The 19,047-nt window shown below is 63.9% G+C and carries 14 protein-coding genes; 10 read left to right on the top strand and 4 right to left on the bottom strand.

Going from position 1 to position 19,047, the window contains the following annotated elements; genetic code table 11:
• Positions 1-58: 58 nt before the first annotated feature.
• The gene (locus ACWDUN_RS23260) at positions 59-1,039 is read left to right on the top strand and encodes a nitrilase-related carbon-nitrogen hydrolase (RefSeq protein WP_449932371.1); all 981 of its coding nucleotides are present in this window, start codon (positions 59-61) and stop codon (positions 1,037-1,039) included.
• Complete coding sequence (locus ACWDUN_RS23255) at positions 1,036-2,037, top strand: agmatine deiminase family protein (RefSeq protein ID WP_449932370.1); 1,002 nt, start codon at positions 1,036-1,038, stop codon at positions 2,035-2,037. Before ACWDUN_RS23260 ends, ACWDUN_RS23255 begins: the two co-directional genes overlap by 4 nt.
• A gap of 54 nt (positions 2,038-2,091) precedes the next feature.
• On the opposite strand, the gene ACWDUN_RS23250 is transcribed toward ACWDUN_RS23255, so the two are convergent.
• Entirely contained in the window at positions 2,092-2,496 is a 405-nt protein-coding gene (locus tag ACWDUN_RS23250; protein ID WP_449932369.1) for an organic hydroperoxide resistance protein, read from the bottom strand.
• 110 nt (positions 2,497-2,606) lie between these two features.
• On the opposite strand from ACWDUN_RS23250, the gene ACWDUN_RS23245 reads away from it, so the two are divergent.
• On the top strand, positions 2,607-3,047 hold the full coding sequence (locus ACWDUN_RS23245) for a MarR family winged helix-turn-helix transcriptional regulator (RefSeq protein WP_449932368.1): 441 nt from the start codon (positions 2,607-2,609) through the stop codon (positions 3,045-3,047).
• Between the two features lie 4 nt (positions 3,048-3,051).
• Here ACWDUN_RS23245 and ACWDUN_RS23240 read toward each other — a convergent pair whose 3' ends face one another.
• Entirely contained in the window at positions 3,052-3,912 is an 861-nt protein-coding gene (locus tag ACWDUN_RS23240) for a helix-turn-helix domain-containing protein (protein WP_449932367.1), read from the bottom strand.
• A 134-nt stretch (positions 3,913-4,046) separates the two neighbouring features.
• Here ACWDUN_RS23240 and ACWDUN_RS23235 point away from each other — a divergent pair, with 134 nt between their 5' ends.
• Positions 4,047-6,656, top strand: coding sequence for a family 1 glycosylhydrolase (locus ACWDUN_RS23235; protein WP_449932366.1), 2,610 nt, complete (start codon positions 4,047-4,049; stop codon positions 6,654-6,656).
• A gap of 66 nt (positions 6,657-6,722) precedes the next feature.
• Here the strand turns inward: ACWDUN_RS23235 and ACWDUN_RS23230 are convergent, their stop codons facing one another.
• Together ACWDUN_RS23230 and ACWDUN_RS23225 are read right to left on the bottom strand one after the other, a co-directional pair.
• On the bottom strand, positions 6,723-7,748 hold the full coding sequence (locus ACWDUN_RS23230) for an alcohol dehydrogenase catalytic domain-containing protein (RefSeq protein ID WP_449932365.1): 1,026 nt from the start codon (positions 7,746-7,748) through the stop codon (positions 6,723-6,725).
• Position 7,749: 1 nt separating this feature from the next.
• Complete coding sequence (locus ACWDUN_RS23225; protein ID WP_449932469.1) at positions 7,750-9,645, bottom strand: flavin-containing monooxygenase; 1,896 nt, start codon at positions 9,643-9,645, stop codon at positions 7,750-7,752.
• Positions 9,646-10,066: 421 nt separating this feature from the next.
• On the opposite strand from ACWDUN_RS23225, the gene ACWDUN_RS23220 reads away from it, so the two are divergent.
• The 6 genes from ACWDUN_RS23220 to ACWDUN_RS23195 all read left to right on the top strand — a co-directional run bounded on the left by ACWDUN_RS23220 (position 10,067) and on the right by ACWDUN_RS23195 (position 18,919).
• Positions 10,067-12,682, top strand: coding sequence for a hypothetical protein (locus ACWDUN_RS23220; RefSeq protein ID WP_449932364.1), 2,616 nt, complete (start codon positions 10,067-10,069; stop codon positions 12,680-12,682).
• Positions 12,675-13,661 (top strand): hypothetical protein, encoded by a 987-nt coding sequence (locus tag ACWDUN_RS23215; RefSeq protein WP_449932363.1) that lies wholly within the window; start codon positions 12,675-12,677, stop codon positions 13,659-13,661. Before ACWDUN_RS23220 ends, ACWDUN_RS23215 begins: the two co-directional genes overlap by 8 nt.
• Before the next feature lie 375 nt (positions 13,662-14,036).
• Positions 14,037-14,789: a TnsA-like heteromeric transposase endonuclease subunit gene (locus tag ACWDUN_RS23210; protein ID WP_449932362.1), complete on the top strand. Its 753-nt coding sequence runs from the start codon at positions 14,037-14,039 to the stop codon at positions 14,787-14,789.
• 11 nt (positions 14,790-14,800) lie between these two features.
• Entirely contained in the window at positions 14,801-16,933 is a 2,133-nt protein-coding gene (locus ACWDUN_RS23205; RefSeq protein WP_449932361.1) for a transposase, read from the top strand.
• Positions 16,934-16,956: 23 nt separating this feature from the next.
• Positions 16,957-18,048: an AAA family ATPase gene (locus ACWDUN_RS23200; RefSeq protein ID WP_449932360.1), complete on the top strand. Its 1,092-nt coding sequence runs from the start codon at positions 16,957-16,959 to the stop codon at positions 18,046-18,048.
• 124 nt (positions 18,049-18,172) lie between these two features.
• Positions 18,173-18,919: a hypothetical protein gene (locus tag ACWDUN_RS23195; protein ID WP_449932359.1), complete on the top strand. Its 747-nt coding sequence runs from the start codon at positions 18,173-18,175 to the stop codon at positions 18,917-18,919.
• Positions 18,920-19,047 lie beyond the last annotated feature (128 nt).

Below are 19,047 nucleotides of genomic sequence, written 5' to 3'. Positions count from 1 at the left end.
ACAACGGCGTCGCTTCATCACACAATAAACGAAACTCATTCGTTTTAGGAGTGTCGACATGCGCGTTCTGACCGCCGAGCCCGCCCGACCGTTGTCGCGGACCACCGAGTCGACGCGGCCGCCGGTGCGCGTCGCGCTGGTGCAGCACCGGTGGCGACCCGACGCCGCGAAGTTGACCGCCGCGCTCAACGACGGCATCGCCCGCGCCGCCGATGCCGGGACGTCGGCGGTGTTCCTGCCCGAGATCACGCTGCTGCGCTACCCGGCCGACACCCCGGCCGGCCCGAATCCCGGTGACTCCGCCGAGGATCTGCTGGACGGTCCGACCTTCGCGCTGGCGGCCGAGGCTGCGCGCCGGCATCAGATCTTCGTGCACGCGTCGCTGTACGAGAAGGCCCCGGCCGCCGACGGTCTCGGCTACAACACCGCGATCCTGGTTTCCCCGGCCGGGGAACTGGCCGGCCGCACCCGCAAGATGCACATCCCGATCTCGGCGGGCTATTACGAGGACACCTACTTCCGCGCGGGCCCGCCCGAGGACGCCTACCCGGTGTATTCGCCCGAAGGTCTGGGTGCCCGCATCGGCATGCCGACGTGTTGGGACGAATGGTTCCCCGAGGTGGCCCGCAACTACGCCCTCGGCGGGGCCGAGATCGTGGTGTACCCGACAGCCATCGGGTCCGAACCGGTGTTCCCGGATTTCGACACCCAGCCGCTGTGGCAGCACGTGATCGTCGGGCACGGGATCAGTAACGGCCTGTTCATGGTGGTGCCGAACCGCACCGGTGACGAAGGTGCCCTGTCGTTCTACGGGTCGTCGTTCATCTCCGATCCTTATGGCCGCGTGCTGGTTTCGGCGCCGCGTGACGAGGAGGCGGTGCTGGTGGCGGATCTGGATCTGGACCAGCGGCGCGATTGGCTGGAGCTGTTCCCCTTCCTGCTGACCCGGCGGCCGGACAGCTACGGATCGCTGAGCGCACCCGTCGATCCCGAGCAGCCGTATGGCGTGGGACATGCCGCGACGGCGGTGGTGAAGTGAGCTATCTGATGCCCGCCGAGGGCGCGCCGCAGGACCGGGTGTGGATGGCGTTCCCATCGGCGGGTTACTCCCTCGGGGACACCGCGGCCGACCACCATGAGGCGCGGTCGACCTGGGCGGCCGTCGCCCACGCCATCGCCGAGTTCGAGCCGGTCACCATGCTGGTCGATCCCGACGAGATGGCTTCCGCGAAGAAGTATCTGTCCGCCGATATCGCGATCATCGAGGCGCCGCTCAACGACGCCTGGATGCGCGATATCGGGCCCACGTTCGTGCACGCCGAGGACGGCTCGGTGGCCGCCGTGGATTGGGTCTTCAACGGTTGGGGCGCCCAGGATTGGGCGCGCTGGGACCGCGACGCCAGGGTCGGTGCGCTGGTGGCCGAGGCGGCCGGTGTGCCCGTGGTCTCGTCACCACTTGTCAACGAGGGCGGCGGAATCCAGGTCGACGGTCGCGGCACTGTGCTGGTCACCGAGACCGTACAACTGGACCCGGGCCGCAACCCCGGCCTGACCAAGGCCGATGTCGAGGCCGAACTGGCCCGCACCATCGGCGCCGCCGAGGTGGTGTGGCTGCCCAGGGGACTGACCCGCGACTCGCAGCGGTTCGGCACCCGCGGGCACGTCGACATCGTCGCCGCCTTCACCGCGCCGGGCCGGCTGCTGCTGCACACCCAGACCGCCGAAAGCCATCCGGACACGGTGGTCTGCAAGGAGATTCGCGCCGCGCTCGGGGACCGGTTCGAGATCGTGGACATGCCCGCACCGGCAACCCTGACCGATGATGAGGGCTTCGTCGACTACAGCTATATCAACCATCTGGTGGTCAACGGCGGCGTGATCGCGTGCAGTTTCGGCGACGCCCGCGATGCCGATGCCGCGGCCATCCTGGCCGAACAGTATCCGGGCCGCAGCGTGGTCGCGGTGGACGCCCGGCCGCTGTTCGCGCGCGGCGGCGGCATCCACTGCATCACCCAGCAGCAGCCTTCGGCTCGCTGAACGTCGAAAGGCCGGTCATCGCGAAATGCCCGCGATGACCGGCCTTCGCGACTGTCAGACCAGGGTGGTGGTCACCGGGATGTTGCCGCGGGTAGCCTTCGAATAGGGGCACACCTGGTGGGCACCCTCGATGATGGCCTGCGCGGTCTCGCGGTCCACGCCGGGGATGCTGACATTGAGCCGCGCCTCCAGGGAGAAGGCGCCGTCGGTGTTCACCAGGTCCACCTCGGCGTCCACGGCAGTCTCGGCGGGCAGCTTGACCTTGTGCTGGCCGGCGACCAGGCCCATGGCGCTCAGGTAGCAGGCCGACCAACCGGCAGCGAACAACTGCTCGGGGTTGGTGCCGGTGCCCTCGGCGCCGGGGGCGGTCAGCTGGATGTCCAGATTGCCGTCGGAGCTGTACGACTCGCCCTGGCGTCCGCCGGTGGTGTGGGTGGCGGCGGTGTACAGAACGGACATGGTGCTCTCCTTCAAATCCTCGTCGGTCGGTCGTTCCGGCCTGACTGCTGGGTAGAACTCCACCGCCTTTTGAATCATTCCCGATTAAATCGGACACGCTACAATTGGGCATGGCTGAACTGCCCAAGCTTTCCGATTTCCTCTGCTTCGCCGTGTACTCGGCCAATCTGGCCTACGGCAAGGCCTACAAACCCACCCTCGACGCGTTGGGCATCACCTACACCCAGTACCTGGTGATCGTCGCCTTGTGGGAGGAGGACCATCAGACCGTCAGCGGGCTGGGAGACAAGCTGTTCCTGGAGTCCAACACGCTGACGCCCATCCTCAAACGGCTGGAAACCATGGGCTATCTGACGCGCAGGCGGTCCACCCAGGACGAGCGGCAGGTGGTGATCAGTCTGACCGACGTCGGCCGGGCGCTGCGCGAACAGGGCTTGGAGATGGACCTGGTGGCGGCCACCGGCCTGGAACCCGATGAGCTGCGAGCCATGCAGAAGGGGATCACCAAACTGCGCGACAACCTGCGCAGGCACGCCGCGGGCGGCGAGTGACGGATCAGGGTGATGCGGGCGCGTGCCCGGCCACCGCGATCGCGGCGCGCCGGACCGCCCCACCCAGATCCCGGATCTGCGCACCACTGACCGCGCCGAACGGCGCCACCGCCACGCAGGTATCGGCACCGCCGTCGGAGCGGGGGACGGGTGCGGAGATGACGAAGACCTCGTAGCGAGTGTCGTCGTCGAGTTCGGAGTCCAGGAAGTCGATCTCGATGGTTTCGGTGACCGCGGCGGCGATCCGGGTGTTCAGGGTGTCGCTGCCACCGTCGCTCAACACGTGCAGGGCCTTCAGGATGCGGACGATCTCGTCGTTCATCCGTTCGATGACGTAGCCACGGCGTGCCGCCTCCTCGATGACGGCCGTCATCCTGCGGCGAATCGGCGACGCGGCGTCCCCCAGGCCCGCGAACCACTGGGCCTGCGCCGAATCATCCAGTCCGGTCACGAATTCACGACCGAAAGGCGCCACCATCGGCAGCCGAAATCCACTGGTGAAAGAGGCCGCAACACCCGGCATACCGGCCGTCTCGTCGGTGACGATGACCGATCCGATCCGCCGGGACAGCAGTGCCTGGCAACCGGTGGACACCGCGAGTTCTCTGAGAACCGGCGTGTGTCGAGGCGAGCGCAGCAGCGCCGAGACGCCGTTGTTCAACTCGTAGGAACCGCCGACCTCATCTCGCACCACCCACCCGCGCGCGGTCAGTGCCGACAGGATCGAGTAGGTGGTCGAGCGACTGGCGGCGGCGCCGGCGACGACCTCGGTGTGGCTCAGCGGCCGGTCGGCCGCCGCCAGCAACTCGATGATGTCCAGCACGCGGTCGGTCGGTGGCGATGCCGACGACGGCGGATTCGGCATGTGCTCACCTCGGGGGGCCAATTTCGGTTGTGTTGAGGAAACGGCCATCAATCGCGGAGGCGATGGCCAATAATCGATTCGAAATACTGTACATCGCGTCCGAATATTCGGACAACAGGTTCGGGGGTCGAATCATGAACCGACGACGTGTGTCCGCGCCGCTGGCGGCCGAGATCCCGGTGGGCCGCGTCGGCGGGCTTGCCTTCGCACTCGGAGTCGGGGTCGTCACCGCGGGTCTGGCGCTGGCCACCCCCGCGCATGCCGACACCGGTGAATCCACCGGCGCCGCGTCCTCGTCGGAATCCGCGGACGCGCGGGACACCGAAGCCCGCGACACGACCACGCCCGAGAGCGCCGACTCAGACCAAAAAGCCGACGATGACAAAGCCGAAACCGACGACGACGATGATGCTCCGGTCAAGGGCCGCAGTGTCCGCACTGCGGACGATGACGAACCCGCACCCGATAGGGACCGCGACCACACTCGGGCCGTCGACGATGACGCATCCGAGTCGCTGAAGCCGCGCACCGGTCCCCGCCGCAGCACCGCACCGCAACACCACGTGGCGTCCACCGAACTGCGCACCGAGGCGGCCGAACCCGAACGCAGCGAACCGCAGATCGACGAGCTCACAGCGGATGTACCGACCTCTCAGCAGCCGGACGCCGACGCCCCGGCCGGTGTCGTCGTCAGCAGTCCCGAGCGTGAGACCGAAGTTCGCACCGTGATGACCGCGCGCACGGAATCCTCGGGCGCACTTCCCGATCCGGAACCGGCGACGCCCAGTCTGTGGACGTTCCTCGCCGGAATCGGACGGCACCTGCAGCGCACCTTCGACAACCGTTATCCCACGCTCAGTCCGACGATTCTGGACCGAACCCCCGAGGGTGTGGTGACCGGATCGCTGAACGGTTTCGACTTCGACGGCGACGATCTCAGGTTCACCGTGGTCGGTCGGCCGAGCCTCGGTCGCGTCGAGATCGACCAGGAGTCCGGGACATTCACCTACACGCCGGTCGTCGATTTCGCGTCCTACGGCGGCAATGACGCCTTCACCATCTCGGTGATCGACAAGGCGCCGTTCGCGCTGCACGGTCTGCGCGGGCTGATGAATCTACCCTTCGACCTGATCCGGGGTATCCCGTTCGTCGGCTCGTTGTTGTCGGATTACCTGCCGACGACGACGGTGCGCAGCACGGTCAAGCTCACCTTCGACGGTACCGGGGAGGTCAGCGCGCTGGCCTTCCCGCCCGGCTTCCACTGGGGTGTAGCCGGTGCGGGTTTCCAGCATGAGATGGGAACGGGCACACCGCTGGACGTCAACTCCGATTGGTGGCAATGGACGCACGATCCGTTCAACAGGCTGCTGTTCGGCTGGAAGCCCGATGCGCGGCCGGAGAACGGGCCCGGTCAGTACACCCAGTACCCGGGCGATATCGCGCTGGCCCGCGACGGTGTCGGCGCCGACACCTATCGCATGGGCATCGAGTGGAGCCGGATCTTCTCGTCCTCGACCGCCGGCGTGGACACCTCCGGCGGCTTCACGCCCGAGGTGCTGGCACAACTCGACGCGCTGGCGAATGCCGACGAGGTCCAGCACTACCGCGACGTGTTGACCGCGGTGCGGGCCGCGGGCCTGGACCCGGTGGTCGCCATCAATCACTTCACCCTGCCGCTGTGGGTGCACAATCCCGCCGAGTTCCGTGGGCCGGCCATCATCGGGCGGACACCGACCGAGGCGGCGGGCTGGACCTCGAGCGCCACCGCCGAGGAATTCGAGAAGTACAGCGCCTATCTCGCCTACAAGTACGGCGATCTGGTCGACAACTGGATCACCCTCAACGAGCCGGTGAACTCGATGCTCACCTCGTATTTCGGCATCCCGTTCGGTACCGGCTTCCCGCCGTCGCTGCTGCGCCCCGACCTCGTCGCGCGCGGCTTGCGCAACGAGGCCGCGGCACATGCGGCGGCCTACGATGTCATCCATCAGCTCGACTCCACCGCGAATGTCGGTATCGCGCTGAACATGGTGGCGTGGCGTGGGGCCAACCCGGAGAGCCTCAGCGACCAGCGCGCGGCGGCGGATTTCAGCCAGTTCTACAACCGCTGGTTCCCGGACGCGGTCATCTCCGGCCGGATCGACGCCAACTTCAACGGTGTCATCGAAGATGACGAGATCCACCCCGAATTGGCGGGAAAGGCCGACTTTTTCGGTGTCCAGTACTACAGCCAGGGCAGCGTGATCGGCTTCGGCGGCAACCGGGCCAACTCGTCCATGCCGATCATCAAGGGTTACCCGCAGTTCGCCCCGTTGCTCAACGTGGCGTTCAACACCGGCTGCCCGTCGGTGCAGTGCAGCGATATGCGACAGGTCATCGACCCCGCCGGATTCCGGGAGGTCCTCGACATCGCGGCGTCCTACGGTGTGCCGATCTGGGTGAGCGAGAACGGTGTCGCCGACGCCGATGACAGCGACCGGGCCTCCTACCTCGTTCGCCATCTGGCGGTGCTGAACAAGGCGATCGCCGACGGCCTGGACATCCGCGGGTACACCGCCTGGTCGTTGGTCGACAATCTCGAATGGATCCTCGGGTATCAGCCGAAATTCGGCCTGTACTCGTATGATCCGGTGACGCTGGAGCGCACGCCGCGACCGAGCGTGGGTACCTACAACGACATCTTCACCAACAGCGCGATCTCTGCGGAACTGTTCCGTCAATACGTCAAGGACCGTCGCGTCTGAGTCACGAGGTGGAGTCTGTGGCACGGCGGCTCTGTCCCATACTGCCGCGTCGATGCCGGCGCGAGACTACGGGGCGAGCTGGACCTTCAGGTGATCGCCGGACCGCGACATGGCCGCCGCATAACCGGCCGCGGCATCGTCCAAGGGCATGGTGGTGGTGAAGATCCCGTCGACGTCGAGCCGCCCGGTCTGCAGCAGCGGCACCAGTTCGGGCCAGGTCTGCTGGACCGGTGCGGTGGTGAGCCGGATGGTGAGGCTGCGGATCAGGCAGGCCAGCGCCGGCAGCGGGTAGGGCTGCAGATCGTGTACGCCGACGATGGAGACGGTGCCGCCGCTGCGGACGGAGTCGATGGCGTCGTTGATCGACGTGTCGGTGCCGACGGCGTCGATCACGGCGTCGACGCCGATCCCGCCGGTGGCCTCGCGAACCGATTGTGCGGCAGGGGAGTTCACCGGGTTGGCACCCCACGACTCGGCGCGGGCGCGGCGGGCCTCGACCGGGTCGACGGCGTAGACCGTGGCCGCCCCCAGGGTCAGGGCGCTGCGCAACGCGCACATGCCGACCGCGCCCAGCCCGATCACGGCGACGGTGCCACCGATCGGGATGTCGGCGCGTTTGGCCGCCGCCCAGCCGGTCGCCAGGTTGTCGGTGAGCAGCAGGGCCTGTTCGGTGGTGATGGCCTCGGGCATCTTGAGCAGCTGGAAATCGGCTGCCGGCACCGCCAGCAGTTCGGACTGCGCCCCGCCGAGAGCGCCCGAGCCGAAGATCTGGGGTCCGTGCACACAGCGGATCGGGTCGTGGGTGGCGCAGCCCGCGCAGCGGCCGCAGCCGGCCACCGAAGACACCAGCACCCGGTCCCCGGTTCGGTATCCGCTGACGTCGGAACCGATCTCGACGACGGTGCCCACCGCCTCGTGGCCGAGTGCGACCGGATCGACGATGGGGTAGTGCCCCTCCAGGAAGTGCAGATCGGACCCGCAGATCGCGGTGGCCTCGACGGCCACGATGGCACCGTCGGGCCCGGGCAGTTGCGGGTTGGGACGGGTGTCCACCCGGACGGTGCCGGTGGAATCGACGACAACGGAACGCATCTCAGGCCTCCTGATAATCCGACCATATGGGTTGGTACACCGCGTCGTGATACGTGCTCAGCCGCCACGGGCTGACGGTGTGGATTTCGCCGTCGGCGTTCTTGAAATAGGAGTGCTTGATCGACGGGTGCGCCCACACCGTCTTGCGAATCTCCTCCTGGGAGCGGCGGTGCCATTGCGCGGTGGGCTCGGGCCGCGGTTCCAGGGTGCGCAGATTCTGGGTGATGAGCCGTTCCAGGCATTGGTTGATATAGCGCATCTGCAGTTCGGAGTTCAGGATCAGGCTGCCGCCGTGGGCCAGATGCGCGCCGGGCCCGTAGGTCATGAAGAAGTTGGGGAACCCGGGCACGGTGATGCTGCGGTAGGCGTACGGTCTGCGGCCCCAGACCTCGTGCAGGTCGGCGCCGTCGCGGCCGGTCACCGTGATCGGGAACAAAACTTCAGTGGCCCGGAAACCTGTGGCGTACAAGATGATATCGGCGTGATAGGTGGTGCCGTCGGCGGTGACGACGCCGGTTTCGGTGATGCGTTCGATGGGGGTGCGGACCAGCTCGACATGGTCGCGCTTGAGTGTGCTCAGCCAGCTGCCGTTGTCCTGCAGGGTGCGCTTACCGGTGGCCGGGTAGTCCGGCAGTACCTTGGCCAGCAGCTCGGGGTCGTCGCCGACCTGGGTGGTGATCCAGTCGGTGAACATGATGCGTGCGATCGCGTTGATCTCGCTGACGGCGTGGGACTGGTCGGCGTAGTCGGGGTCGACGAGCGCGGCGTCCAGGCCTTTGTCGGCGCCGGGCCACAACAGCAGGAAGCGGTACCACCGGCCGTAATAGGGCAGATGTTCCATGGCCCAGCGGACACCGTCGGCGACCGGCTCGTGATACATCGGGTTCGGGAACATCCATTGCGCGGTGCGCTGAAAAACGGTGAGGCTCTGTACCTTGTCGGCGATGGCCGGCGCGATCTGGAAGCCGCTGGCCCCGGCGCCGATCAGAGCGACCCGCTTGCCGGTGACGTCGACGCTGTGATCCCAGGCCGCGGAGTGAAAGGCCGGTCCGGTGAAGGTATCCGCGCCGGGGAAGTCCGGGATCTGCGGGCGGTTGAGTTGCCCGACGGCGGTGATGACGGCGTTGGCGGTGAAGGTCTGGTCGTCGGTGCTGACGGTCCAGGCGTCGCCGTCCCAGCTGACGGATTGGACCTCGGTGTTGAACCGGATGTGCGGGCCCAGGTCGTGGCGAGCAACGACATCGGCGAAGTAGCGGCGCAGTTCTGGCTGTTCTGCGAAGAAGTGGTCCCAGTGGTTGCTGGGTTCGAAGCTGTAGCAGTAGAAGTGGTTGGCGACATCAACGCGGGCGCCGGGATAGCTGTTCTCCCACCACGTTCCGCCCGGTCCAGCGTTCTTCTCCAGGATGGTGAAGTCGATGCCGGCCTGCTTGAGCCGGACCCCGGCGAGCACACCGGATTCGCCGCAGCCGATCACGACGACGTGGAAGTCGCGGGTGTCGGCCAGCTTGGCGGGGCGTCGTGGGTCGGAGCCGTCGAGGTCGAGTTCCTCGAGGACCAAGGCCAGGTTGTCATCGCCGACGTGTTCGCAGGCGGCCCAGTCGAGCATCTCGCGGACCAGTTCCGGCGCCAGCGGGTCCGGGACCGGGCAGCCGGCATCACGGTAGGCGGCGATCACCGGGACGGCCTCGGCGCGGGCGCGGGCCTTGTCCTCCTCGGACATGAATCCCTGCACCTCGTTGAGGAACAGTCCGGCCTGCTTGTAGTCGCGGATGAAGCGCGGGTCGCCGGTGATGTGCACCAGTGACAGCAGCAGCGTGGGGATGCTGACCTGCTCCAACGCGGCGGCGATGTCTGCGTCGGGGGTGTCGAACGGCTTGCCGGCGTGGAAGCTGCGGATCACGCGGAGTTACGCTACTGTGCGTAGCGTTAGGGGGCAAGGGTGTGGGGCACCTGCTGTCGATTGCCATTCTGCGTGGCGGATCGCCATTTCGAATGGCGGAAGATGGCGGAGCCGCCAGTTGGATGACCAACCTGTTAGCTGGTCTTTGTATATGCACGGGATGGACCCGCCCGCGTGCACCTGCTACGGAAGCTGCAGCATCGATAACGGCAACGCGGCGTGATAGTGGTGCCCAACTTGTCACCACAGTGGGCCAAACTAGAGTCGTGCTAACTCTGCAGGGCGAAGCCGACAATCGGGCACTGGTCCAGAAACTTGTGGCGGCCCGAGCGAACACACGATTTCTCGACCCCCGACTGGCCGATCTGGAAGATCGGCGGCACGTCGACGAGACCCTCCGCGGCCCCGCGGAAGTGCTGTGATTCGCCAGTTCTGGCTGGTCGTCGCGGCTCGCCTGCGGCTCCGCCTGCTTGCCGAGCAGCAGTGGTGGCGCTGGCGCAACCGGTGGCACCGTTGGGGTGTGCGGCGATCCCTCTGGCTGCAAACGCGATCGAGTCAGGTCGACGGGCACCGCAAGAATCTAGGCGTTGCGGTAAAGCTAGCGACCCAATCAGCAGGTATTGCAATCGCTGCCACATTGCTGTTGTTAGCCACAGAGAGCATCGGCGCGGCGCTCTCCCAAATCTGTTGGGGCCCGATTCAACACATTGCCGGTACCCGAGAGTCCAAGGACTACGAGTCGCTCGTCGGGGTTCTTATCGGTGCGGAAGCGACCCTGCTGGCGTTGTACTACGCGACCGTTGGCGTCGTCGCGTCGACAGCCTACGCTTCAGTTCCCGGCGATATCCGGAAACTGTTCGTGCAACAGCGGATTAGCACCGTCTACACCCGCGGTATCGTCCGAGCTTTGGTGTTCACCACAGTCCTATTCGGGCTCGGCTCGTTGGGTTATCACGTGCGGGCAATCAGCGTCATCGCCGCAGTCCTTCTAGCTCTATTAGCGGTTCTGCGTCTGGCCGTCGTCGGTATCGCCCCATTCGGCTTTTTCGACCCAGCTTCTTTGACGCGAGATCTGCCGCCGCGGTTTGGGCGTGCTCTCTCTCGCGTCACCACGTTACCTATGGCACTCGATGAAGGCAGCCAACAGCAGGCACACCGCGACGGACGGGAAACGCTTGAGCTTTATCGCCAGATCACCGATCTGGTCGCAAGCCGCCCGATCCGAAACTCCGCAGCTCCCTTGGACGTTGCCCGCCAACTTCTTGTCCTCATTGCCATATACGCATCCCAAAAGAACCGTATCCCGTCAGACAGTGCCTGGTGGCCGTCAATTGCCCGATACCCCAACTGGTTCACTCTCAGCGCCGATCAAACCAACCTTGCTTTGGCTGTATCCACGGGTGTGCATACCCCAACGGGGCCGGACTTGCTGTGGATAGAGCGACAGTGCGCCGCCGGTATCTCCAAGCTGATTGTGATCGTCGGACGCGGTCAGTTGGATTCCTTTACCAGCTTCCTGGACCAAACTGCCACGCACATACGCGCATTGAGCGGTCGATTGCTGTTCGATGAGGCCCTTCTCCTTGAGGACCACATCGTTGCGGCCATTTGGGAAGCCGTGGAACCTGCCACCGACGATCCCGCTCTGACGGCGTACCTGGCGGAGGAGCATGAACGCGACCGGGTGATTGCAGCTCAACGCTCAGTGGTGCTGCTGATGAATGTGTGGCTGGGTTTAGTCGACGCTGCTGAGCACCTCACGAATCGGCAACTCAGTGCAGATGTCGATCGTGTCATTGCCGACCGGAATGTTCTCTACGAACTGAACTTCCCCCGCTCGGCGGTTGAGATGCTTGAACAGCTCAGCGAGCGAATGATATTCGAGAAAAGCATCGAAGGCCGACAAGTCACCCCGACGTGGTTCGTCCACCACCACGTGGCGCGGGTCTTAGCTCAACGCCTAGCAGCCGGCCAGCAGGCAATCATACAGCGATTCACCGGGCGCACTATCAAGGAGGTAAAGTCGGCGATAGATGCTCAGGATTGGAAACTGGCAGCTATGGTCGCCTTTTCGGCACTAGAAATGATCGACAAGATCGACTCCCACCAAGCGCTCATCGCGGGTGCCCACCATACCTTGCGTCAATGGAAGAGCGCTGCACTCGACGAACCCAACTGGCCCAACCAAACTGAGTCGTCATCGCTCGACGGTGCCTTGCGGAGACAGGTACTTGGGTACATCGCTGAGTGCCTGCCGAATCTGCCTGCCAGCCCACATGATCGGCGACAACCTGATCTCTACGGACAAGCCTACGTGTTTGTCTTCAATGCAACATTTGACGCAATCCTCGATGGCGATCACGACCGGGCTGCAGCCTGGTTCACGACGCTGTTCGATCAAGGTCAGGCCGCAGGCCGGCGGATGATCGCGGATGTGGCGGGACAGCTACCACTCCTCCAATTCATCTACACCGTAGAACCGCTCGTCGCGATGATGGAACTCAGCGGCTACGCGATCTTGCTCCAAGAGCTCGCTGGCGAAGGGATCTGGGAAGCTATCCGGGCGATGTGGGACTCTCGGCGTGACGAGCTCGGCGAGCACTACCTACCAAACCTGCTCGAGATCATGGCAAATGTCGACTCTGCGTTCTCCTTGAACGACCTCTACGTCCTGCGCAGCACCCGCGAACAGAAGCTAATCCGATTCCTTGAAGAGCACGACATCACCGACCCCGAGGATTCCTTCGACTTTGACAATCCCTATGCCCGGCGGACTAACCAGCTTTCGCCGATCGTGGCGGCCTTCGCTCCGGGAGATTTCGGAAGCACTTGGAAGCCAACCGATTTGTTCCTCGTTCACTACGTCCTGCCTCAACTTGGCGACGACACCAAAGTTCCTCCGAACCTCAGTTCGCTGAGACAGACGATTGCGCAATTCGAGGAGGACCGAGTGACCGATGCGGAACGAGCGGTCCAGCCGGTCAACACCGACCCTTCCACCGACAGCGCCCACGGAGATGATGCAAATGCGTGATCGACATCAAGGTCTCCGTAGCCACCGCCGCACGCAGTTCTACACCCACGAGGCCGCCGAAAGCGATGCCAACCTGGTCGACCGGATTGATCGTCTGCAACGCGATCAGCTCCGATGGGGTAACTTCTACGGCCACATTTTCACCGAAGACACTGAGCATATCCTGCCCTGGCGGGACGACTCTGACAGCGGCTTCTCCATTTCCATCGAGCCCTACAGCGAAATGATCGAGAATTTGGTCACTGACGGTTTGATTTCACCGACTGGTCCATCCTCGAGGCTTGAGACCGCGGTCCGGTACCACCTGAGCTGGATCGCGGACATGATGTTATGTGGTCACGCAGTCTACGAAATCGATCTACTATCTGACGCCGACGGTGAAAAGGTGGCGTTCAGGACCGGCTGGATCCCCCAGGGCACCATCGACAAACGGAAAGGACGATACATCCAGTACGTGCCCGAGGAGCTTGGAGAAGGGCGAAAGCATAAGGGCTGCTATTACGTTGAACTAGACGAAGAAATGCTCATCTGGACGCAGCTGCCACGTTCCACGCGCCTATCCTTACGCCGAGCGGCTTCAACACTCGCTGAGGCAAGCGTCCAACAGTCCACCCCCTCAGCCATGCTTCACGCGAGAGTGAAAGAGTTCAACCTGCAGCAATTTAAGGACGCCCAGGCGCGTGAAGTTCTCTCGGCTACAAAAGGTTTAGGTTGGCACGGACGTTGGCTCTTCGACGAGCAAATGACCTTGCCCTACATCACGTGGCGCCACCTAGAGTTCCTACGGTTGAAGATTCTGATTCGCGACGCGGGCATTGCCAGCATAAACCGAGCTCTTGTCGTAGCTGGTGCGTCGATCGGATTTAACGCGCAGCTAGTACTCCGCGGCGCAATCACTGCGCCCGACGTTGATCGCGCGCAAAACGAACTGCGGACAGGAAGTCGGCCACTTTCGCAGTTGCTCGAAATGGACGTCTAACGGTGGTCGCCCCTACGTCGCGAACAGTGTCCGGAGCAAATTGCTCGAGTTCAGACACATGAACGCGCGTCGACGGTTGGAAAACAGAGCAGAACCGGCACGGTTGCCGTCGGCCGGCTTCGGGCCGCGCTGTCCATGTCCAGCGTGCGCCGCTGAGCGCTTCTAGATCGCCGACTACACAGCCCAGCGCTGGTCCTCCCGGTATCGCGAGTCGGGGCTGGCCGGCAGGCTGATCGTGCTCACGACCGCACCGAAGCCCCCAATCAGACCCCACCCGCACCTGGCGTCGGATCACCGAGTCCGGGGACCTGGTGGTCCCGCAATCGGTGTTCTTGAGAATCGTGCTCACGGCGAGCAGAATTCTCTTTACCTGCTGTGGGTATTGCGATGGTGTGTGAGTCCGAGGTCGATGTTGATTCTGCGGTTCTGACGTACAAGACCGCAGCGGGTGACCTGTGTGCCGCGAGAGCCGTGGCAGCGCAGCCTGTGGAGCTCTACAGCGCCCAGCCGATACGGGTCTTTCGGTGGTACGTGGGCCAACGGCACTATTCCGGTGAGTATTGGTCGTCGACTGAGCGGGATCTGGTGCCGCACGAATCTCGTCTGGAAAAAGCGACGCTGATGATTGCCGACTTCGACCCGATCGTGCACCGCATCGTGGCTCAGCCATTCCTGCTGGAGGTGTCGGTGAATGGGACACGGGTCCGGCACACCCTTGATTACCTGTTGGGCACTGATCTGGGTCCGGTGGTTGTCGACGTCATGCGCGCCGAGCGATACGCCCAAGACAAGTACCAACTGTTGGCTGCCTGGACTCGGCGGGTGGTGCAGTTCCTCGGCTGGTCTTATGTGGTTTCGATAGAGCCTGAACCGGCGCTGCTGGACAACGTGCGATTCCTATCCGGCTACCGCCGCGACTGGCTGACTAATCGCGCCATCGTCAACGAGCTACGCCAACAGCGAGACCAATTAGCAGGAAACACTCTCTGTGACATCGAATCCCAGTTTCCACGTCGAAGTCAATCACTGGTCCGTAGCTCACTGCTGCACCTGTTGTGGCGGCACGAGCTGACTTTCGATGTCACTCGCCCGCTGCAGCCCAGTACGGTGCTGGGAGTGCCGTCATGAGTTTCGCGGGTGTGCGGGTGGGCGCAGGAACCACTTTCCGGGATGGCATTGATCTGTTTCGGATCGTAAAGACACACAACGGTGACGGCCTGCCAGAGATCGTCGCAGAAGACATTCGCACCGGCGATCTGTGTCGATTCGCGATGGAATACGTGCTTTTCGCGGCGACCGTTCGTATCCTCGGCGAGGATCTCTTGCCGCTTATGTGTGATCCGGGCGATCCCATTGATGTGCTGTGGGACGCTGCGCCGGAGGAGTGCCGTCGGGAGGCGCGCGTGAAGGGCGCACACATTCGGGAAGTACTTACCGGGTACAAATCGGGCAACGAGGATTTCGCCGAACACGGTGAGCCCCGACCTCAGTATCGGCCAAGTCGGCCCCTGGGGGATCGTATCGAGGCCAAATGCGAAGAGATGAACTGGCATAGCCGAACGTTGGAGCGCTGGATCAGTAACTATCAGCTCCGGGGTGAGCCCGGGTTGATCTCGCGGCGCGCTATCACGCCGAGTTTGGGAACCCGTCAAGACCCGCGATGGGTACAGACAGCCCGCGAAGTGAAAGCAGAGTTCACCTTCAAATCGAAACCCTCGCAGTCCCTGATCATCGCGCACACCAACGCCCGGCTGATCGCCCGGTACGGGCCAGAGGGTGTTGGTCTGCCTTCGGAGAGGACAGCGCGCCGCATTCTCAGTCAGGAGGAGAAGTTGGCGCCGCTGTTCACCGGTTCGACTAAGCACATCCGTGATGTCGCCGGCCGGCCGCAGAGTGTGTACGGCAAGCTGCTGCCGACGCGACCGGGGGAGTACGTCCTGATGGACACCACCCGTCTGGACGTCTACGCGATGGATCCGCAGACCTTGAAGTACGTCGGCCTGGATCTGACGGTGGCGATGGACTGGTACAGCCGCTGCATCATCGGTCTGCGCCTGACCCCGACCACCCGCGCCATCGATGCCATGGCCGCACTGTATGAGTGCTTCCGCCCGAAACCGGCCGGTCCGGACTGGCCGGCACGGGCGGTCTGGCCTGCCCATGGGGTGCCCCGCAACGTGTGGGTGGACCGCGACAGCGTGGATCCCGGCGGTGCGCTGCCGGCGGCGACCCCGGCCATCGTCCCCGACAATCTGCTCGTCGATCACGGCAAGATCTTCGTATCTTCCGCCATGCTGGGTGTGTGCCGCAGCATGGGCATCTCCCTGGCACCGGCGCGGGTGAAGATCCCCTGGGACAAGGGCCCGGTGGAGCGGTTCTTCGGTACGGTCCGCACTCTGTTCCTGCAAGAGCTGCCCGGCTATAAAGGCCCCGATATCTATTCGCGCGGTCTGCATCCCGAACTGGACAGCTTCTACTTCATCTCTGAGATGGAAGCGCTGCTGCGGGAATGGATCGCCGACGTCTATCACAACCGACCCCACGACGGCATCGGCGAACCGCAGCTGTGGAACCTCGGTTTGAGCCCCGCGCAGATGTTCGCCCGCGGCGTCCAGATGGCCGGTTACATCGAAGCACCCCGCGACCCCCAGCTGGCCTTGAACTTCCTGCCCCTGGTGTGGGTGAAACGCCGACCCGAAGGCATCGTCATCCGGCGCCGGGTCTACAAAGGCGAGGTCCTGGATGCCTATCCGCCGGGGGCGCCCAGCCCCTACACGCAGAAGAACGGCCGCTGGCCGATCCGGGTCAACCCCGACGATGTCCGCACCGTGTACTTCTTCGACCACAAGAACAGCGGGGAATGGATGCCGCTGACCTGGGACATGGGCCGAGCCATGGAACTGCCGATGTCCGAGGAAGGATTGGACTTCGTCCGCGAGATCCTGCGCACCGGCGACCGCGCCGTCGATGACCGGCTCGCGGTCGCGGCCATGCTGGATCGCCGCTCGCTCAGCCAATCCCTGGACACCGAGAAACGCAATGCCGCACTGCGCCTTTCCCGCGAACAGTCCTCACTGGCCGCAGACCTCGACGCTCTGGCAGAAAAGAGACACAACGCCAAACAGCGACGGCGTCGCGCACGAGCGGTGCCGCCCAGCGATGCGATCGAGGCGTTCGTCGACGAACTCGATATACACGAAGACGAAGACGACGATCTTGACGACGAGTTCGATGACTCCACGGCCACCTACCGGCTGATGGAGGACATGTGAGCGCATCCGCCACAACACCGAACATGACCGGCCTGGACAACGTCACCCTCGCCGGCAAAGAAGGCTGGCTCGCCTACGTCAACGCCCCCAAACGCGAACAACCCGAACAGCTTTCCACCCGCGCACTGCACCGGCTCAGCGCCGACGCATTCGATGACTACCGGGTACTGCGCAACACCTGGCACAACAACCTCGGCCCGTTCTTCACCCCGCAAGCCAAGAAGATCCACGACCAACTGACCATCGTCATGGACGCCGATGCCACCAAAGACGGCTGGCAAGCCAAAGACGCCGTCGCCATCGACGGGCTACCAGGGCTGGGCAAAAGCACCACCGTCAACGCGTTCGCGAAGACCTTTCACGAGCAGGAGGTCCGACGCCACGGCCCGTTCACTGCTGCCGGGGATGAACGCCACCCGGTCATCCGGGTCGGGATGCGCGGCAACACCGGCATGACCGCCTTCAACAAAGCTATCTGCGACTTCTGCGGGCACCCTTCTCGGCGCACCGGCAATGTCGACGAACTCGGCCGTCGTGCCTTGGACCTCGTCCGCTTGTGCGAGACCCGCCTGTTGCTCGTCGATGACATCCACTTCCTGCATTGGCAGCGCGACGGCGGGATCGAACTGAACAATCACTTCAAATTCATCGCCAATGAATTCCCACTCACCGTCATCATGATCGGCATCGGGATCTCCGAGCGCGGCATCCTGCGCGCGGGCACCGCCCAGGAAGCCTTGGCCCAATTAGCTCGCAATACTACCGAATACAGCTTCGAAGGCTTCAAAAACACCACCGAACGTCAGCGCCGCCAGTGGCGAGAACTGCTGGCCAGCTTCGACCACCGCATCGTGCTGGCCCGCCACCACGAAGGCATCCTCATCGAGCACGCTGACTACCTCTACCAGCGCACCGACGGCCACATCGGATCACTGTCAGCGCTGCTACGCCGTGCCTGTGCCGCAGCGATCTACACCAAAACCGAAACGCTCTCTAAGAAGCTGTTCGACACCATCACCATCGACAGCGCCGCCGAACGTGCCCGCAAGGAACTCACCACCGCCTACAGCACACGCCCCCACGCCACTAGAATCTTGGAGAAGTACGCGAGCTAGCCGTGGGTCCGGTGTAATCAGTTCTGCAACGACTTTCAACGATTCGGAAGAAGCTCACGGTCACTCTGACAGCAGGCGCAGAGCATGACCCAGTCAAACACCGGCTTGTGAACCAAGGGGCGCAATGACAAATGAAACCAGCGAAGGTGGCACGTCAGCCGTTACGAAGCTGATCGCGTCGGGTGCGGGCGCGACCGGCGTCGCTGCAGGAGGGGTGGCGGGCTTTCTAGTCGGAGGACCAGATGGCGCTATTGCTGGAGGCCTGACTGGCGCCCTGCTGCAGGACGGTATGAAGGCTGCGGTCGGCGAACTCGCGGAGCGCTTAAGGACTAGGACAGAGCGTGAGCGCGTGGGATCCTGCCTTATCCAGGCGTATGAGCTCATCGCTGAGCGCCTCAACGATGGTCAGGCGCTACGGGATCCGGGCTTCTTTAAGCGTCGTCAACGTAAAGACCAGCAGGAGTTACGTTCGGAGGCGGAAGAACTGCTCGAAGGGACGTTTCTCGCGGCCCGCGACGCTTACGAAGAGCGGAAGGTGGAGTTGTTGGCCCGTTTCTATGCGAATGCAGCCTTCGAACGTCATGTGGATGCCAGCCACCTCAACCACATTTTGAACTTGGCCAAATGGCTGACATATCGACAACTGGTCATCATCGGGATAGTCGGACACAGCGACCTGAGCGTGGTCCGACAGTCGGATTTTCGAGATTCAGGCTCTGTGTCCAACGCCACGATCGGCGTCCTGTACGAGGTGTATCAGATGGTCGGACTTGAACTTATAGTGGCGAGAGACTCGTCATACATGATGGGCGTTGCCGATATCAATCCCGCCCAGTTGCAGCTGCAGGGCAAGGGTCTGCTGCACGAATAGGTGACATCTGAGTTGGCTTGCCCGGCGTGGGCGGGCTGGAAGGATGTCCCACATGGCAAGGCCCTATCCCCGCGAGTTCCGCGACGACGTCGTCCGGGTCGCCCGCAACCGCGACCACGGGGTGACGA

This window comes from Mycobacterium sp. NPDC003323 (genome assembly GCF_053589535.1).
This window is presented reverse-complemented; position numbering and strand designations above follow the sequence as displayed.